The 13,858-nt window shown below is 63.0% G+C and carries 14 protein-coding genes, 1 tRNA gene and 2 pseudogenes; 9 read left to right on the top strand and 8 right to left on the bottom strand.

Going from position 1 to position 13,858, the window contains the following annotated elements; translation table 11 throughout:
• Positions 1-827 precede the first annotated feature (827 nt).
• Complete coding sequence (locus CB0101_RS09990; protein ID WP_136644079.1) at positions 828-1,400, top strand: hypothetical protein; 573 nt, start codon at positions 828-830, stop codon at positions 1,398-1,400.
• Here the strand turns inward: CB0101_RS09990 and CB0101_RS09985 are convergent, their stop codons facing one another.
• The gene (locus CB0101_RS09985) at positions 1,401-1,883 is read right to left on the bottom strand and encodes a site-specific integrase (protein ID WP_256360115.1); all 483 of its coding nucleotides are present in this window, start codon (positions 1,881-1,883) and stop codon (positions 1,401-1,403) included. It lies immediately after the preceding gene.
• An 81-nt stretch (positions 1,884-1,964) separates the two neighbouring features.
• Between CB0101_RS09985 and CB0101_RS09975 the strand changes: the two are divergent.
• Positions 1,965-3,553 (top strand): annotated as a pseudogene (locus CB0101_RS09975) (IS3 family transposase).
• A gap of 15 nt (positions 3,554-3,568) precedes the next feature.
• On the opposite strand, the gene CB0101_RS09970 reads toward CB0101_RS09975, so the two are convergent.
• The gene (locus CB0101_RS09970; protein WP_010311998.1) at positions 3,569-4,165 is read right to left on the bottom strand and encodes a hypothetical protein; all 597 of its coding nucleotides are present in this window, start codon (positions 4,163-4,165) and stop codon (positions 3,569-3,571) included.
• Between the two features lie 214 nt (positions 4,166-4,379).
• Positions 4,380-4,667, bottom strand: a pseudogene (locus CB0101_RS09965) (DNA-3-methyladenine glycosylase); the annotation flags it as partial.
• A 74-nt stretch (positions 4,668-4,741) separates the two neighbouring features.
• Here CB0101_RS09965 and CB0101_RS15405 point away from each other — a divergent pair.
• A complete protein-coding gene (locus CB0101_RS15405; protein WP_010312003.1) occupies positions 4,742-4,879 on the top strand; it encodes a hypothetical protein in 138 nt (45 codons plus the stop codon).
• A 17-nt stretch (positions 4,880-4,896) separates the two neighbouring features.
• Here CB0101_RS15405 and CB0101_RS09960 read toward each other — a convergent pair whose 3' ends face one another.
• On the bottom strand, positions 4,897-5,196 hold the full coding sequence (locus tag CB0101_RS09960; RefSeq protein WP_010312005.1) for a DUF6679 family protein: 300 nt from the start codon (positions 5,194-5,196) through the stop codon (positions 4,897-4,899).
• 69 nt (positions 5,197-5,265) lie between these two features.
• On the opposite strand from CB0101_RS09960, the gene CB0101_RS09955 reads away from it, so the two are divergent.
• Together CB0101_RS09955 and gatC are read left to right on the top strand one after the other, a co-directional pair.
• Positions 5,266-6,042: a creatininase family protein gene (locus tag CB0101_RS09955; protein ID WP_010312007.1), complete on the top strand. Its 777-nt coding sequence runs from the start codon at positions 5,266-5,268 to the stop codon at positions 6,040-6,042.
• Positions 6,043-6,051: 9 nt separating this feature from the next.
• Positions 6,052-6,345, top strand: coding sequence for an Asp-tRNA(Asn)/Glu-tRNA(Gln) amidotransferase subunit GatC (gene gatC, locus CB0101_RS09950; RefSeq protein WP_010312009.1), 294 nt, complete (start codon positions 6,052-6,054; stop codon positions 6,343-6,345).
• Here gatC and crtR read toward each other — a convergent pair whose 3' ends face one another.
• Positions 6,346-7,371: a beta-carotene hydroxylase gene (crtR, locus tag CB0101_RS09945; protein WP_010312011.1), complete on the bottom strand. Its 1,026-nt coding sequence runs from the start codon at positions 7,369-7,371 to the stop codon at positions 6,346-6,348.
• A gap of 59 nt (positions 7,372-7,430) precedes the next feature.
• A tRNA-Leu gene (locus tag CB0101_RS09940) sits at positions 7,431-7,512 on the bottom strand.
• A gap of 51 nt (positions 7,513-7,563) precedes the next feature.
• On the opposite strand from CB0101_RS09940, the gene CB0101_RS09935 reads away from it, so the two are divergent.
• The 3 genes from CB0101_RS09935 to CB0101_RS09925 are packed head-to-tail and all read left to right on the top strand — an operon-like array spanning position 7,564 to position 11,552.
• Positions 7,564-8,112: a Ycf66 family protein gene (locus tag CB0101_RS09935; RefSeq protein ID WP_010312013.1), complete on the top strand. Its 549-nt coding sequence runs from the start codon at positions 7,564-7,566 to the stop codon at positions 8,110-8,112.
• 24 nt (positions 8,113-8,136) lie between these two features.
• Entirely contained in the window at positions 8,137-11,070 is a 2,934-nt protein-coding gene (gene ileS / locus CB0101_RS09930) for an isoleucine--tRNA ligase (protein ID WP_010312014.1), read from the top strand.
• Positions 11,049-11,552, top strand: coding sequence for a cupin domain-containing protein (locus CB0101_RS09925; RefSeq protein ID WP_043718232.1), 504 nt, complete (start codon positions 11,049-11,051; stop codon positions 11,550-11,552). Before ileS ends, CB0101_RS09925 begins: the two co-directional genes overlap by 22 nt.
• A 3-nt stretch (positions 11,553-11,555) precedes the next feature.
• On the opposite strand, the gene CB0101_RS09920 is transcribed toward CB0101_RS09925, so the two are convergent.
• Complete coding sequence (locus CB0101_RS09920; protein WP_010312019.1) at positions 11,556-11,861, bottom strand: hypothetical protein; 306 nt, start codon at positions 11,859-11,861, stop codon at positions 11,556-11,558.
• Positions 11,851-12,468: a DUF3177 family protein gene (locus CB0101_RS09915; protein ID WP_010312021.1), complete on the bottom strand. Its 618-nt coding sequence runs from the start codon at positions 12,466-12,468 to the stop codon at positions 11,851-11,853. The genes CB0101_RS09920 and CB0101_RS09915 overlap by 11 nt, the downstream gene beginning before the upstream one ends.
• A 69-nt stretch (positions 12,469-12,537) precedes the next feature.
• Between CB0101_RS09915 and CB0101_RS09910 the strand changes: the two genes are divergently transcribed.
• Complete coding sequence (locus CB0101_RS09910; RefSeq protein WP_010312023.1) at positions 12,538-13,851, top strand: FIST N-terminal domain-containing protein; 1,314 nt, start codon at positions 12,538-12,540, stop codon at positions 13,849-13,851.
• Positions 13,852-13,858 lie beyond the last annotated feature (7 nt).

The raw sequence follows: 13,858 nt of genomic DNA, 5'->3' as shown, positions 1-13,858 counted from the left end.
CCCAGCAGGAGGGTCTCCAGATCACGGAAGCGCCTGTTGCCCTTCTGAACCTCCTTGAGCATCTCTGCCTCGACAGGATGCAGATGAATCCTGATGGTGGTCATCTGATGCACCTGCTGGATGGAGACCCGAAGACCTCTTGATGCTTTTCTCGCAGCAGGGTCTTGTAGAGACCACTGATATCCATTTTGTATAGATCCATCAGATCCTCCATTTGCTGGAGGAGAAATGGATGCTCTTTTTCTTTGAAACTGATTTGCTTTACTCTTGGAATAGACTTCATCTATACATTTAGAATAGAACCTGAATCTATTTATTCATGATTCATCCTTGGCGAGGATCATCTATTTTCTTGTGGTCATCATTTAAGATGAACTTCTGGATGTTATTTAATAATAGATTTAAATCTTGACTCATGACTCCACCAGGATTTCTCTTGAATGAATCAAGGATAAATACTTGAGGATTAAATCAAGAGATCTTATTGATTGCTGATGAATCTTGAATCAAGTTTCAGTTGAGTTTCTTTTGCGTGTGTCTTGAATCAAGTTGCGAATAGAATCTGTTTGATTTTGTCTTGAGTCTTTTGGGGTTCTTTCGAGTGGTCATTGGGAATCATCAATGAATCAACTCAAGATCATTTGATGAAACCACTACAAAGTTCATTATACAGGCTTCTTTATAGTTTGTCAAGCATCCTGTGTTTATCTGGATTTTATCGAGTCACCATCTTGATCAAACCTCTACAAGGTTATTTATGCTTTTCAAGATTTACACATGAGAAAATCTGTGATATAATATCGACATCTAGACAAGCAATATGACAAATGACCAAAGCCATCGAAGAGACCTTTATTGACTACATCTCAACTGCATTACCTCTTTTTGAACGCAAAGCGAATGCTCTTCGCTTCCAGTGCCCTTATTGTCAATACAGCGGCAAGAACAGCAAAGGGAAGACTCTCGCGCCATCTGACGCCAAGGGTTACCTGTATCCCGTTGGCAACGCTTGGAACTTCAAGTGCCACAAGTGTGGTGAGCATCAATCGTTTGAGAAGTTTCTGGAAGCACAGTTCCCGCTGGTGCACTTTGAATACGTGCGCCTGCGAGAGAAGCATGGAACCACTGGTTTCCAGACCAACTGCCCATCACTGGAGACCCTGCTGAAGAAGCGAGGGGTTCTGGGCAATCCACCTGAGTTTCGACCTGAGCGATTTCACCAACAAGTTCAGCGCCCTGTAATGCCTTCAGCACCGCCCTCAACGCCTCATGCCCCCAGGGTCACCAAGTTGCCGCCGATGCGCTCACCGCAGCAGCAGGCAGGTCACCAGTCGCGCCTGAACCATCTGATGAAGCAGCGTGAGCAGCAACGTCGTTACCGCACTGGTGAGTTGTGGTGATTACCAAGTCGGCATCTTCAATCTGCCTGTTGGTTTGGCATAGGTATCCAGGAGCATCTTGGTGGAGTGACCTGCCGCCGCTGCCAAATCAGCTGGCGAATTGCCCATCGCAAGAGCATGAGACAGAAAACTATGACGCTGGGCATACAGCCTCCTCGGCTTCAATCCACACCGCTGCAGGCTGCGATGCCAAACACGACCCAACAAGTGGTCATAGACGTTGCTGTGGCTGGTGGGCGTGACGAATACCAGCCCATACGGGTCGTAGATGCTCAGCTGATCCATCTGCTGCTGGTGCTCTTTCAAGGTCTCCAGCACCTGGGGCATCAGCGGCACCACTCGCTCCTTGCCCGTCTTGGTGGGTGCCCACTCAACCCTCCCACTGGAATACCCATCACGCCGCAGGCTCTTCATCACCAGCACCTCTCCCTGCTCCAAGCGGATGCAATCCCAGGTCAGCCCCCTGATTTCGGCATTTCGCAGCCCAGTGCCCCCTCTGCCAGCAAAGTTGACGCCTCTCCATCCCGACCATTTTTCAAGCAGGGGGCTTGATGGAGCAGATCTATGCGTCGCTACAGCGAGGCCGTCAAAGCTGACGCGAGAAAGCGGATGAGTCCGCCCATGCGGCAGAGCGTGGCCCAGATCTCAGCAGAGCTGGGCATTCACGTGGTCACCCTCTACAACTGGAGGAAGGCCTGGCGGTTGCAGGGAGAGGTGGTGCCGGCATCCGAGAAGGATCCTGAGGGCTGGAGTGCCACAGACAAATTCACGGTGGTGCTCGAGACTGCTGGGCTCAACGCCACCGAGCTCAGTGCCTACTGCCGAGAGCGGGGTCTCTATCCGGAGCAGGTGGAGCGGTGGCGTCAGGCATCCCAGGATGCCAACGAGAAACCAGTGCTCACCTTGAAAGAGCAGAAGGAGCTGGAACGGCTCCGCGCGCAGGATCAAAAGGAGATCAAGCGGCTCAAACAGGAGCTGCGCCGCAAGGAGAAAGCTCTGGCGGAGGCGGCTGCGCTGCTGATCGCCTCAAAAAAGATTCAGGCCTTCTGGGGAGAGGACGGGGACGATTGACGTCGCCTGACGATCGCCGGAAGGCCCTGGAGATCCTCGACGAGGGCATCATCAACGGTGCCCGAGCTCGTGAGCTGGCTCTGCTTCTGGGCGTGGGCCTGTCGACGTTGCAGCGCTGGCGCCGTCAGTTTGCTGGAGACGGTGATGGTGTCGATCGTCGCAAGGGCAGCTTCCGGCATGTGACTCACCGCCTCAGTGAGGAGGAACGCCAACGGATCCTGCTCACGTGCAATGAGCCGGAATTTGCGGCGCTGCCGCCTGGGCAGATCGTGCCGGTGCTGGCGGATCGCGGGTTGTATATCGGCTCAGAGCGCAGCTTTTACCGAGTTCTCCATGCTCACGGTCAGGTTCACCGGCGGGGCCGAGCTCGGCCACCACAGGAACCGCGCCCAGTGCCACGGCTCAGGGCTGCTGGTCCAAACGAGGTTTGGAGCTGGGACATCACCTACCTGCCCACCACCGTGCGAGGTGTGTGGCTGTACCTCTATCTGGTGATCGACGTCTGGAGCCGCAAGGTCGTGGCGTGGGATGTCGCTGAGCGAGAAGACCCAGTCATTGCAGCCGATCTGGTGATCAGGGCGTGCCTGCGCGAGCGAATCAGTCGGGGACGCAAGCAGCCGTTGATCCTCCACGCCGACAACGGCAATGCCATGCGTGCAGCCACGCTGGAAAGCAGGCTGGAGGAGCTGGGCGTGCTCAGGTCGTTCTCGCGTCCGCGCGTCAGCAACGACAACCCCTACTCCGAATCGCTGTTCCGCACTGCGAAGTACCGGCCTGATTACCCGAGACGGCCATTTGCCAGCAAGGACGAGGCCTGCCAGTGGGTGGCGTCGTTTGTGGACTGGTACAACCATCGGCACCGCCACAGCGGCATCAAGTTCGTGACGCCTCAGCAACGTCACGGCGGACAGGCCGTGGAGATCTGTCGGCATCGCGCTGTCGTGTACGAAAAAGCCCGCCAGCTCAATCCACGGCGCTGGTCACGAGCAATCCGATGTTGGCGTCAGCCAGAAGTGGTTTGGATCAACCCACCATCTACAGAAATTGAATCCACACCGGCTACGTTGACGATGACTGCTTGAACAGCAGCAGAGGCGTCATCTTTCCTGGCAGTCACCGGTGCTGAGCCAGAGCAAAAACAGGGGGTAATACCAAGGCTCGTTGGTCTCCAGGTCACTCAGCACCACCTGGATTTCTTCCACGCTCAGCACATCGCTCTGCACTGACCGCCGCTGCCACTTCAGCTTGTGGGAAAACAGGTGGCGGTTGCCGCCTGAGCACTGGCGATAGTGGGTCATCAAACCAGCGATGGTGCAGTCGCTCAGCCCCTCTTCCCGTAACCACGCCAGAAACGCCTCTGCGTCACTCCTGTTGCGGATGGGCTTCCCATAGCGCTTCAGCACCCTGTAGGCGTGGATAGCGGCAGCCTGGCGCTTCTCCTCTGCCCGTGCCTTCACGGCTTCCAGCAGCCCCACCTCCTTGCCGTTGATGAGGGGCTGATACGCCATCAGGGAGCGGTCAAAGGTGCCCTGCTGGTAGTCGCTCCATATCTGGGCACTGATGGCTTGTGCTCGTGCCACCGCTACAGGGTCACTCCAGCGACCCAGGCGATTGATGAAGGCATCCTTTCCATCAATCCGCACCCGCACCTGCAGGCTGCCGTTGTTGTTGCGAAGCGAGGGCGGCTTGAGCAAGGTGCTGTGCAGGTGCTGACACCAGGGCTACGGCTGCACCACTGACCAAGCCAAGCCAGTCAACTCGGCTTGTAGCCCTTCGTAGCCGTGGGGGTCTCTGAGAGAAAAAATCTGGGAGTTTTTTGGGGCGGTGGCTTGGGAGTTGGCTGGGAGACCTGGGGCAGCCGCTGAAATCTCAAGCCCAGCCTGGGGTCTTTGAGAGACGGGCTCGCTTCACGCAGTGGTGGATGCCATAGCTCACATAGACGTAAAAGCGCCCTGGCTCACCAAAGAGCGTTTCGTTGCTGGGGGTGCGGCGGCGATAACCGTGGCAAGCAGGCTCCTCCTGGGAATACGCCTCCGTTTCCACAATCACGCCCCACAGCAAGTCGCCATGTGCTTTGCGCTTCACCAGCAGGCAGCCAATCAGTTCAGGCGCCACCAGCTCAGCGAGGCGGCAGAAGAAGCTGCGGGGGAGAGCTCGCGGATGTGGTTGAGTCGCCGCGGGGGTGGATGGAGGCACATCACAGTTAGCTCACTGACTCCTGTCACAGCCCTCCGGCTCAGACAGACTCAGCGCAAGATCATCTGAGTGCAATGGATTCCAGCGGCTTCACCCTTGCCACCGTGCTGATTGGCGGTAGCGGCCTGTTTGTACTGGCCACCCTCTTCTTTGGCACCAAAGGCGGCTACTACGACACCGACCAGTACGACGGCAACGGAACGGCCCACTAAAACCCTTCGGGAATGCCTTAACCCTGACTGGGCAGCTGCTCCGATTCAGGGCAGTCGCCCGTCACCTCAATGTCGTCGGGCTGAGCTGAACGGCTGAAGTAGGCCAGGCGGGTGCTCACCGCGCCGATGGAATCGAGGCGCACGCACTCCTCCCAGCTGTGGAGCTCATCGTCGTCTTCGGCGTCGTAGCGGAGGGTGACCAGATCACCTTCCAGCTCCACCACCAGGGCTTCTTCGATCCAGCGTTGCTGGTCGCGCAGAAACACCCAGATCGGCCGTTGCTCACATTGGAAGCGGTAAAGCTTGCGCTGCAGCATGGGGTGCCCTCAGGAACCACCTGAACTCGATCCTAGGGATACTGAGCCGATCTGAGTTGCTCCGCCGTCGTGGTTGCCACCCCAACTGAAGAGATCCGGCTGCAGCTACGCAGCTGGCCGGAGGTGGAGACCTATTTGCAGCGCTGCAAGGGCGTGATCGTGCCGCTCGGCTCCACCGAACAGCACGGTCCCACCGGCGCCATTGGCACCGACGCCCTCACCGCCGAAGCCGTGGCCCTGGAAGTGGGCCGCCGCAGCGGTGTGCTCGTCACACCCGCCCAGGCCTTCGGCATGGCCGAACACCACCTGGGATTCGCAGGCACCATGAGCCTGCAGCCATCCACGCTGCTGGCGGTGATGCACGACCTGGTGCTCTCCCTGGCCCGCCACGGCTTCGAGCGCATCTACGTGATCAATGGGCATGGCGGCAACATCGCCACCACCAAAGCGGCCTTTGCCCAGGCCTACGGCACCGCCGTGAGCCGGGGGCTGCCCAACGCCGCTGCCTTGCGCTGCAAGCTGGCCAACTGGTTCATGGCACCCGAGGCGATGGGGCTGGCCCGCGAGCTCTATGGCGACAAGGAAGGCCACCACGCCACGCCCAGTGAGATCGCCATCACCCTCGCCCTGGAGCCGAGCCTGCAAAGCAAGCAACGCCCGCTGCCAGAGGCCGCACCCGCGGGCCCAATCCACGGGCCGGACGACTTCCGCCGCCGGCACCCCGATGGGCGCATGGGCTCCGATCCATCGCTGGCCACGGCCGAACACGGATCGCGCTTCCTGGATGTGGCGGCTACGGCCCTCACCGCCGATCTGCAACGCTTCCTGGAGGAGCCCTCCAGCTAGGTTCTGACCATGAGCAACATCAGCGCCGACGACGTCCGCAAGGTGGCCAAGCTGGCCCGCCTCGACCTGCCCGAGGAGAAGGTCGCCACTTACACCACCCAGCTGGAGCGGATCCTCGACTACGTCGATCACCTGCAGGCGGTGGACACCGAGGGGGTTCCTCCCACCACCCGCGCCGTGGAAGTGGTGAACGTGACCCGCGACGACGTGGTGGTGCCCACCGAAGTGCGCGAGCAACTGCTCGAAGAAGCCCCCCAACGGGAGGGCGACTTCTTCCGCGTGCCGAAGATCCTGGCGGACTGATCAGCGCTTCGGCGAGACAGCCGTGCGATGCAGAAGCGCCACCACATGGCGGCGCGCCTTGAAGCTCGGCAGCAAGCCGGCGATCGGCCGCAACTTGCTGCGCCGGCGCTTGTGGCTGCGCACGCCCAGCAGGATGTCGTAGATGAAATTGGTGAAATCACCCTTACTTTCAAACAAACCAAGGCGTTGGGGCGAGCCCTTGGCATCGAGAATCGGCTTGGTGGCTTCGTAGGCCGGTTTGTATTCAAACCAGGGAATCGAAGGCCAGAGGTGATGCACCAAGTGATAGTTCTGGCCCATGATCAGCCAGTTCATCAGCCTGCCGGGATAGATGCGGGCGTTGTGCCAGCGGTTCCGCGATAGGAATGGGCGGTGGGGCAGGTAATCAAAGAACAGACCAAGGGTCACACCCACCATCAAGGCCGGCGCGAACCAACAATTGAAGATGAAATCAATGAAGCCATACTTGATGCCGGCAAGCACGATGGCGAAAAACACACCGCGGCCCAGACCCCACTCCAGCAGCTCATAACGGCGCCAGAGGCGGCGCTGAAAGAAGAAATATTCGTGATAGAAGAAGCGCGGTGCAATCAACCACAACGGGCCGAAGGTGCTCACGATGTGATCTGGATCGTTCTTCGGATCGTTCACATGCGCATGGTGCTGCAGATGCACACGCGTGAACACCGGGAAGCTGAAGCCCAGCAACAGTGCGGCCCCATGCCCCATGAAGGCATTCCAGAAGCGATTCGGATGGGCCGCGTTATGGCACGCGTCGTGAATCACTGTGCCCTCGAGGTGCAGGGCCAGAAAACCGGTCGCCAGCAGCGGCAGCAGCGGCCACTCCCACACAAACCAGCCGGCGATCGTGATGGCGGCCAGCACGTAACCGCCCAGGAACAGCCCCACCGTGGGATTCCAGGCCGCCGGTGGATCGAGGTACTCCCGCGGCACGGCACTCACCGATGCCCGCAGCTCCCGCGAGGCGCCGTCCATCTCCGGTGACTGAACCAGAGCTTGCGTCATTCCCTGGCTGCACCGGCCAACGTTCAGGCCACCTTAGGAAGTTGGGGCCTTGCCCCCGATGCCCACCGGGGGACTTGAACCCCCACAGCCGAAGCCACTGGAACCTAAACCCAGCGCGTCTACCAATTCCGCCAGGTGGGCATGGCGCGACTGTACGGATGCACCGAGAATGCGGTCAATCTCGTCGCAGTCATGGTTGCCAGCCTTAGCGGAACGCTTGCCCTGGTGGTGGGCCTGGCCGTGCTGTTGCTGCCGCTGCTGGCCACTGAAATGTCACGACCCCGTGACGCCATGTGGGGTGCGGTGGTGCTGCTGCTGGGGCTGACGTTGGTCACCAGCGCCGATCGCCTCACCGGCTCCCCGATGCTCGCGGTGCTTTGCGGTGGGCTGTTGATCGGCCGGTTGGGCGTTGAGGTGCTGCAGCTGCGCTGGCGTGCGCTCACCCCCGAAGAACAGCAACGTCTGCTCTCTGTTGAACGCTGGCAAACCAGCCTGAGCGAACTCGTGGTGAGCGTGGCCAAGGGCATCGCCGCCGTGAGCGCCGCGTCGGGCACCGTGCTCGCCGCGCTCAAGCGCGGCGGCGGCAGCAAGGGCAGCAGTGGCAAGCGCTGGGTGCGCGCTGAAGACGCCTCAACCTCCGCTGCTGCTGCACAGCCCGCCCAGCCCGAACCCGCGCCCGTGGTGAGCTCCTTCGCCGAAATCGATCAGCTGCTCCAAGCCGCCGTCAGCCAAGCGGGATAATCGGCCCTTGCTGCTCCAGGCGCCGTGACCGCCAGCTCTGCGCCCGCGACTTCCTACAAAGACACCCTCAACCTGCTGCAGACGCCCTTCTCGATGCGGGCGAACGCGAAGGTGCGGGAACCGGAGATCCAGGCGTTCTGGGCGGAACTGCAGCTTTATGAGCGCCTGAGCCAGCAGAACCCCGGCGAGAGCTTCACCCTGCACGACGGCCCCCCCTATGCCAACGGGGCCCTGCATGTGGGGCACGCCCTCAACAAGATCCTCAAGGACATCATCAATAAAACGGCCCTGCTGCAGGGCAAGCGGGCCCGCTTCATCCCTGGCTGGGACTGCCACGGCCTGCCGATCGAGCTGAAGGTGCTCCAAGGCCTCAAGAGCAGCGAGCGGGCCGAGCTCACCCCGGTGAGCCTGCGCCAGAAGGCCCACGCCTATGCCCTGGAGCAGGTGGAAGGGCAGAAGGCCGGCTTCCGCCGCTGGGGCATCTGGGCCGACTGGGATCAGCCCTACCTCACCCTCCAGAAGAGCTACGAAGCCGCCCAGATCGGCGTGTTCGGGGCGATGGTGCTGGCCGGGCACATCTACCGGGGCCTCAAGCCCGTGCATTGGAGCCCCAGCTCCCGCACCGCCCTGGCCGAAGCCGAACTCGAATACCCCGACGGCCACACCTCCCCGAGCGTGTATGCCGCCTTCCCGGCTGTGGAGCTGCCGGCGGCCCTGGCCGAGCAACTGAACGCCGCTGGCCTCAGCGCCGATGCCGCCACCGCCACCGGCGGCCTGGCCGTGGCCATTTGGACCACCACCCCCTGGACCCTGCCCGCCAACCTGGCGGTGTCGGTGAATGAACGCCTCGACTACGCCATCTGCGCCGTGGCACCCCAGGGCGACAACGCCGCTCCTGCCGTGAGCCATCTGGTGGTGGCCGCTGAGCTGCGCGAAAGCCTGGAAACCAGCCTGGGCCTCGCGCTCACGCCGCTGCTGAGCGTGAAGGGCGCGGCGCTCGAGGGGATCGTCTACCGCCATCCACTGCTGGAGCGCACGAGCCAGGTGGTGATCGGCGGGGACTACATCACCACCGAAGCCGGCACCGGCCTGGTGCACACCGCCCCCGGCCACGGCGTGGACGACTTCAACACCGGCAAGAAATACGGCCTGCCCGTGCTCTGCCCGGTGGATGAGGCCGGCAACCTCACCGCCGAAGCCGGCCCCTTCGCCGGCACCAACGTGCTGAAGGACGCCAACCCCACCATCCTCGAAGCCCTAGAGGGCACGGGCCTACTGCTCAAGCAGGAGCGCTACGAGCACCGCTACCCCTACGACTGGCGCACCAAGAAACCCACCATCTTCCGCGCCACTGAACAGTGGTTTGCCTCCGTGGAGGGCTTCCGCGCCGCGGCCCTGGAGGCCATCGCCCAGGTGGACTGGCTCCCCGCCAGCGGCCGCAACCGCATCGAGGCGATGGTGAGCGAGCGGGGCGACTGGTGCATCAGCCGCCAGCGCACCTGGGGTGTGCCGATCCCGGTCTTCTATCACCGTGAAACCGGTGAGGTGCTGCTCAACCAGGCCACCCTCGATCACATCCAAGCCCTGATCGCCGAGCACGGCGCCGACGTGTGGTGGGAGCGCGATGAAGCCGGCCTGCTGCCCGAGCCCTATGCCGCCGACGCGGCGCAATGGCGCAAGGGCACCGACACCATGGACGTGTGGTTTGACTCCGGCTCCTCCTGGGCCGGCGTGTTGGGCGGCATCGCGGGCGGTGAGAGCCGTGCGCCCGAGCTCCACTACCCAGCCGATCTGTATCTCGAGGGCAGCGATCAGCACCGCGGCTGGTTCCAGAGCAGCCTGCTCACCTCCGTGGCCGTGAACGGCCATGCCCCCTACAAGCGGGTGCTCACCCACGGCTTCACCCTCGATGAGAAGGGCCGCAAGATGAGCAAATCCCTCGGCAACGTGGTGGATCCCGCGGTGTTGGTAGAGGGCGGCAAGAACGAAAAACAGGAGCCGGCCTACGGCGCCGATGTGCTGCGCCTGTGGGTGAGCTCCGTCGACTACTCCGCCGATGTGCCCCTGGGCCCCGGCATCGTGAAGCAGCTGGCGGACGTCTACCGCAAGGTGCGCAACACGGCGCGCTACCTGCTGGGCAACCTGCACGATTTCAACCCGGCCACCGATGCCGTGCCCTACGCGGAGCTGCCACTGCTGGATCAATGGATGCTGCAGCGCACCGCCGCCCTGATCGACAGCGTGTCGGGAGACTTCGAGCGCTTCGAGTTCTACCGCTTCTTCCAGGCACTGCAGAACTTCTGCGTGGTGGATCTCTCGAACGTCTACCTCGACATCGCCAAGGATCGTTTGTATGTGAGCGGTGCGGCTGACTTCCGCCGCCGCAGCTGCCAGACGGTGCTGGCCCTTGTGGTGGAACGCCTCGCCGGCCTGATCGCCCCGGTGCTCTGCCACATGGCGGAAGACATCTGGCAGAACCTGCCCTACTCCGTAGCCGAGCGCTCGGTGTTTGAGCGGGGCTGGCCCACGGCACCTGCTGAGTGGCGACGCTCTGAGCTGGAAGCACCGATGGGGCGAATCCTGGAGCTGCGCGCCCTGGTGAATCGCCAGCTGGAAAGCTGCCGCAGCGGCGGCCAGCTCGGCGCCTCCCTGGAAGCCCAGGTGCAACTGGAACTGGGCGAAGGTGCCGAGGCCACAGCCCAGGCCCTGCAATGGTTGAAGAGCTCCGCCCACCCCACGGTCGACAACCTGGCCGACTGGCTGCTGGTGTCGGCACTGCAGCAAGGCGGATCAGCCCCAGCAGAGGTGCTGGCCGAAGCCAGCGAAGGCGGCCTGCAGGTGCGCATCGCCAAGGCCGCCGGTGAGAAGTGCGAGCGCTGCTGGCACTACGAAACCGATATCGGCCAACACAGCGCCCACCCCAGCCTCTGCGGCCGATGCGTGACCGTGCTGAGCTGATCGATCAGCTGGGGCTCGCACCCCAACCCCATCCCGAGGGGGGCCACTACCGCGAGACCTACCGGGCCAGCCTGCTCGTGGACACCCCATGGGGGCCCAGGCCTGCCAGCACAGCGATCCTGTTTCTGCTCAGGGCCGGGGAATGCTCCCACTGGCATCGGATCCGCTCCGATGAGCTCTGGCATACCCATGGCGGCGGCGCGCTGCTGGTGCACGACATCAGCCCCAGTGGCCGAGCCCGCACCACACGCCTCGGGCTCGATCTGTCCCGCGGCGAGATCCCGCAACATGTGTTGCCCGCCGGCCACTGGTTTGCGGCTGAACCGGCCAATGGCAGCGACTGGAGCCTGGTGAGCTGCACCGTCGCCCCCGGCTTCGACTTTGCCGATTTCGAGCTGGCGGCAGCGGAGCAACTGAGCCCCTACGGCGCCGCTCTCACAGCACTCCTGGGCAACTGGCGGCGCTTGTGCGTGCAGCGCTGAGGATCAGCCCCAGCGCGCGGGATCCAGCAACAACTGAGGCTCCATCGGGCCCGCCAGTCGCTGCTCTGCAGCGGGATTGAGCGGCCCCTGCAACAGCTCGGCGGCCTCGAGCCGTGCCGATTCGGGCAAAGCCGGTTGATCGGGATCGAAGCCGGTGGGATGGCTGACGCTGCTCGAGAAGCCCCGGAAGATCAGCAGCTCAAAGGGCTCCATCCCGCTGTCGCCCGGGAGGTCACCGGTGAGGCGCAGCACCCGATCAGGCCGGCTGCGGCTGATCTCCTCCAGGCGGTCGAGCAGCTCAGAAACCACCGGCCACCCGCCCCTGCTTCGGCAGCCGCACCAGCAACCACTGCAACGCACCCACCGCGTAGGCCACCAAAGCCACGTAGCCCACAAAGGCCGCGATGGTGCCGGTCCAGCTGCCGCCGAACACGAAATTGAAGAAGCTGGCAGCGCCGCCGTGCAGATCATCAGGCGCCTCCAGCCACACCCGACACACCGGGCGGGTGACGCCGCCGCGCACGCAGTCCAGGGCGCGTGCACTGAGCAGAGCCCCCAGCACCCCAAACACGCTTAGGCCCCAGCGCCAGGCACGCACCGCAAAGGGCAACGGCCGCCAGGGGGGCAGATCCGCCAGCTCTTCATTGAGATCCACCCAGAACCACACGCTCAGCACCACCAGGCCCTGGGCCAGGAACGCCAGGAGATAACCAAGGGGCTTGTTGTCGGTGAGCAGCAGCACCGTGATCAACAGCAGGCTGGCCACCTTCCAATAGATGCCCATCAAACGCACCAGGGCCTGCTCCCGCTTCCAGGCAGCCCACAGGAGCAGCACCAGCGGCAGCCCCACGGCAAACACCGCAGCCAGGCGATAGTCCAGCCAGACAAGAGTGCGATAGAGCAGCAGGTCTGGCACGCAGAGGGGGGCGGCAAGCCGTCATTATCCCGGGCCTGACGCTGCAGCCAGCAGCAGTAGGGTCCAGCCATGGCTCGGACGTTTCGCCTCCCCCATTCGCTGCAGTCCAGGATCGGCCCGCTGTTGCGGCGCCGCACACGCCGGCAGGCCCGCTGCTGCACCGCCCTCAGCAATCAGCCTGCCTTGGAAGCGGCGGTGGCCGACCTGAGCCAACAACTCCGGGCCGCAGGTCAACGCGGCGAGGCGGATCTGGCGCTGGTGTTCTGCTCCACCGCCTACGCCACCGATTTGCAGCGGCTGTTGCCACTGCTGCGCACCGCCATCCCCAGCCGCCATTGGATCGGCTGCGCCGGCGGTGGCGTGGTGGGCACTGATGCCCAGGGCCAGCCCCACGAGCTGGAGCATCAACCCGGCATCAGCGTGAGCCTGTTTGAACTACCGGGGGCGGAGCTGCAGCTGTTCCACCTGGAAGCCGGTGGCCTGCCGGATCTTGATGGTCCCAGCCAGCAATGGGTTGATTGGGTGGGCGCCCAGCCCGATGCCGCCCATTCGATGCTGCTCTTCATCGACCCCGGCTGCCCGGCGATCAACGATCTGATCAGTGGCCTGGACTACGCCTATCCCCAGGCGGCCAAGGTGGGCGGCATCGCCGGCCAGCACAGCGCCAGCCACGGCTCTCTGCTGCTGAACGACCAGGTGGTGGAGGGCGCCGTGGGCTGTCTGATCGGTGGTGCCTGGCGGCTCGAACCCGTGGTGGCCCAGGGCTGCCGGCCGATTGGTCCGGTGTTTGAGGTGGAGAAAGCCGAGCGCAATGTGGTGCAACGGCTCAGTGATGGCGACCACCGGGGCACTCCCGTGGCCTGCCTGCAGGCGATCCTCGAAGACCTCAATCCAGAGGAACGCGAACTGGTGCGCCACTCGCTGTTTCTGGGGGTGGCGAAGAGCAGCTTTCAGCTCAGCAGCAGCGATACCCCAGACGATGCGGCCTTTCTGGTGCGCAACCTGATCGGCGTGGATCCCCGCACCGGCTCGGTGGCCGTGGGCGAACGCTTGCGCGTGGGGCAGCGGGTGCAATTCCAGCTGCGCGATGCCAACGCCTCCCGCCAGGAACAACGGCAACTGCTCAGCAGCCAGCGCCGGCGGCAGCCCGAACCACTGGCGGCCTTGCTGTTTGCCTGCCTGGGGCGGGGCGAGGGGCTGTATGGCCAGCCCGATGGCGATGTGAGCGCCTGCCGCGAACAATTTGAACGAGTTCCGGTGGCCGGCGCCTTCTGCAATGGCGAAATCGGGCCGGTGGCGGGCGCTACCCACCTGCACGGCTACACCGCGAGCTGGGGCTTCCTCGTGCCCAACCAACAACCCGCCGATCGCCCTGCCTCCTGAGCCGCAT

Origin of the sequence: Synechococcus sp. CB0101 (genome assembly GCF_000179235.2) — a bacterium.
Taxonomy (GTDB): domain Bacteria; phylum Cyanobacteriota; class Cyanobacteriia; order PCC-6307; family Cyanobiaceae; genus Vulcanococcus.
Note: the sequence above shows the minus strand (reverse complement) of the source record. Positions and strands in the feature narration are given on the sequence as shown.

Coding starts and splice junctions, on each gene's coding strand:
- CB0101_RS09960 (WP_010312005.1), bottom strand. CDS start 5,196: ATGCTGCAGCGCAAGCTTTACCGCTTCCAATGTGAGCAACGGCCGATC.
- CB0101_RS09925 (WP_043718232.1), top strand. CDS start 11,049: ATGCGTGACCGTGCTGAGCTGATCGATCAGCTGGGGCTCGCACCCCAA.
- CB0101_RS09990 (WP_136644079.1), top strand. CDS start 828: ATGACCAAAGCCATCGAAGAGACCTTTATTGACTACATCTCAACTGCA.
- CB0101_RS09910 (WP_010312023.1), top strand. CDS start 12,538: ATGGCTCGGACGTTTCGCCTCCCCCATTCGCTGCAGTCCAGGATCGGC.
- crtR (WP_010312011.1), bottom strand. CDS start 7,371: ATGACGCAAGCTCTGGTTCAGTCACCGGAGATGGACGGCGCCTCGCGG.
- CB0101_RS09935 (WP_010312013.1), top strand. CDS start 7,564: ATGGTTGCCAGCCTTAGCGGAACGCTTGCCCTGGTGGTGGGCCTGGCC.
- gatC (WP_010312009.1), top strand. CDS start 6,052: ATGAGCAACATCAGCGCCGACGACGTCCGCAAGGTGGCCAAGCTGGCC.
- CB0101_RS15405 (WP_010312003.1), top strand. CDS start 4,742: ATGGATTCCAGCGGCTTCACCCTTGCCACCGTGCTGATTGGCGGTAGC.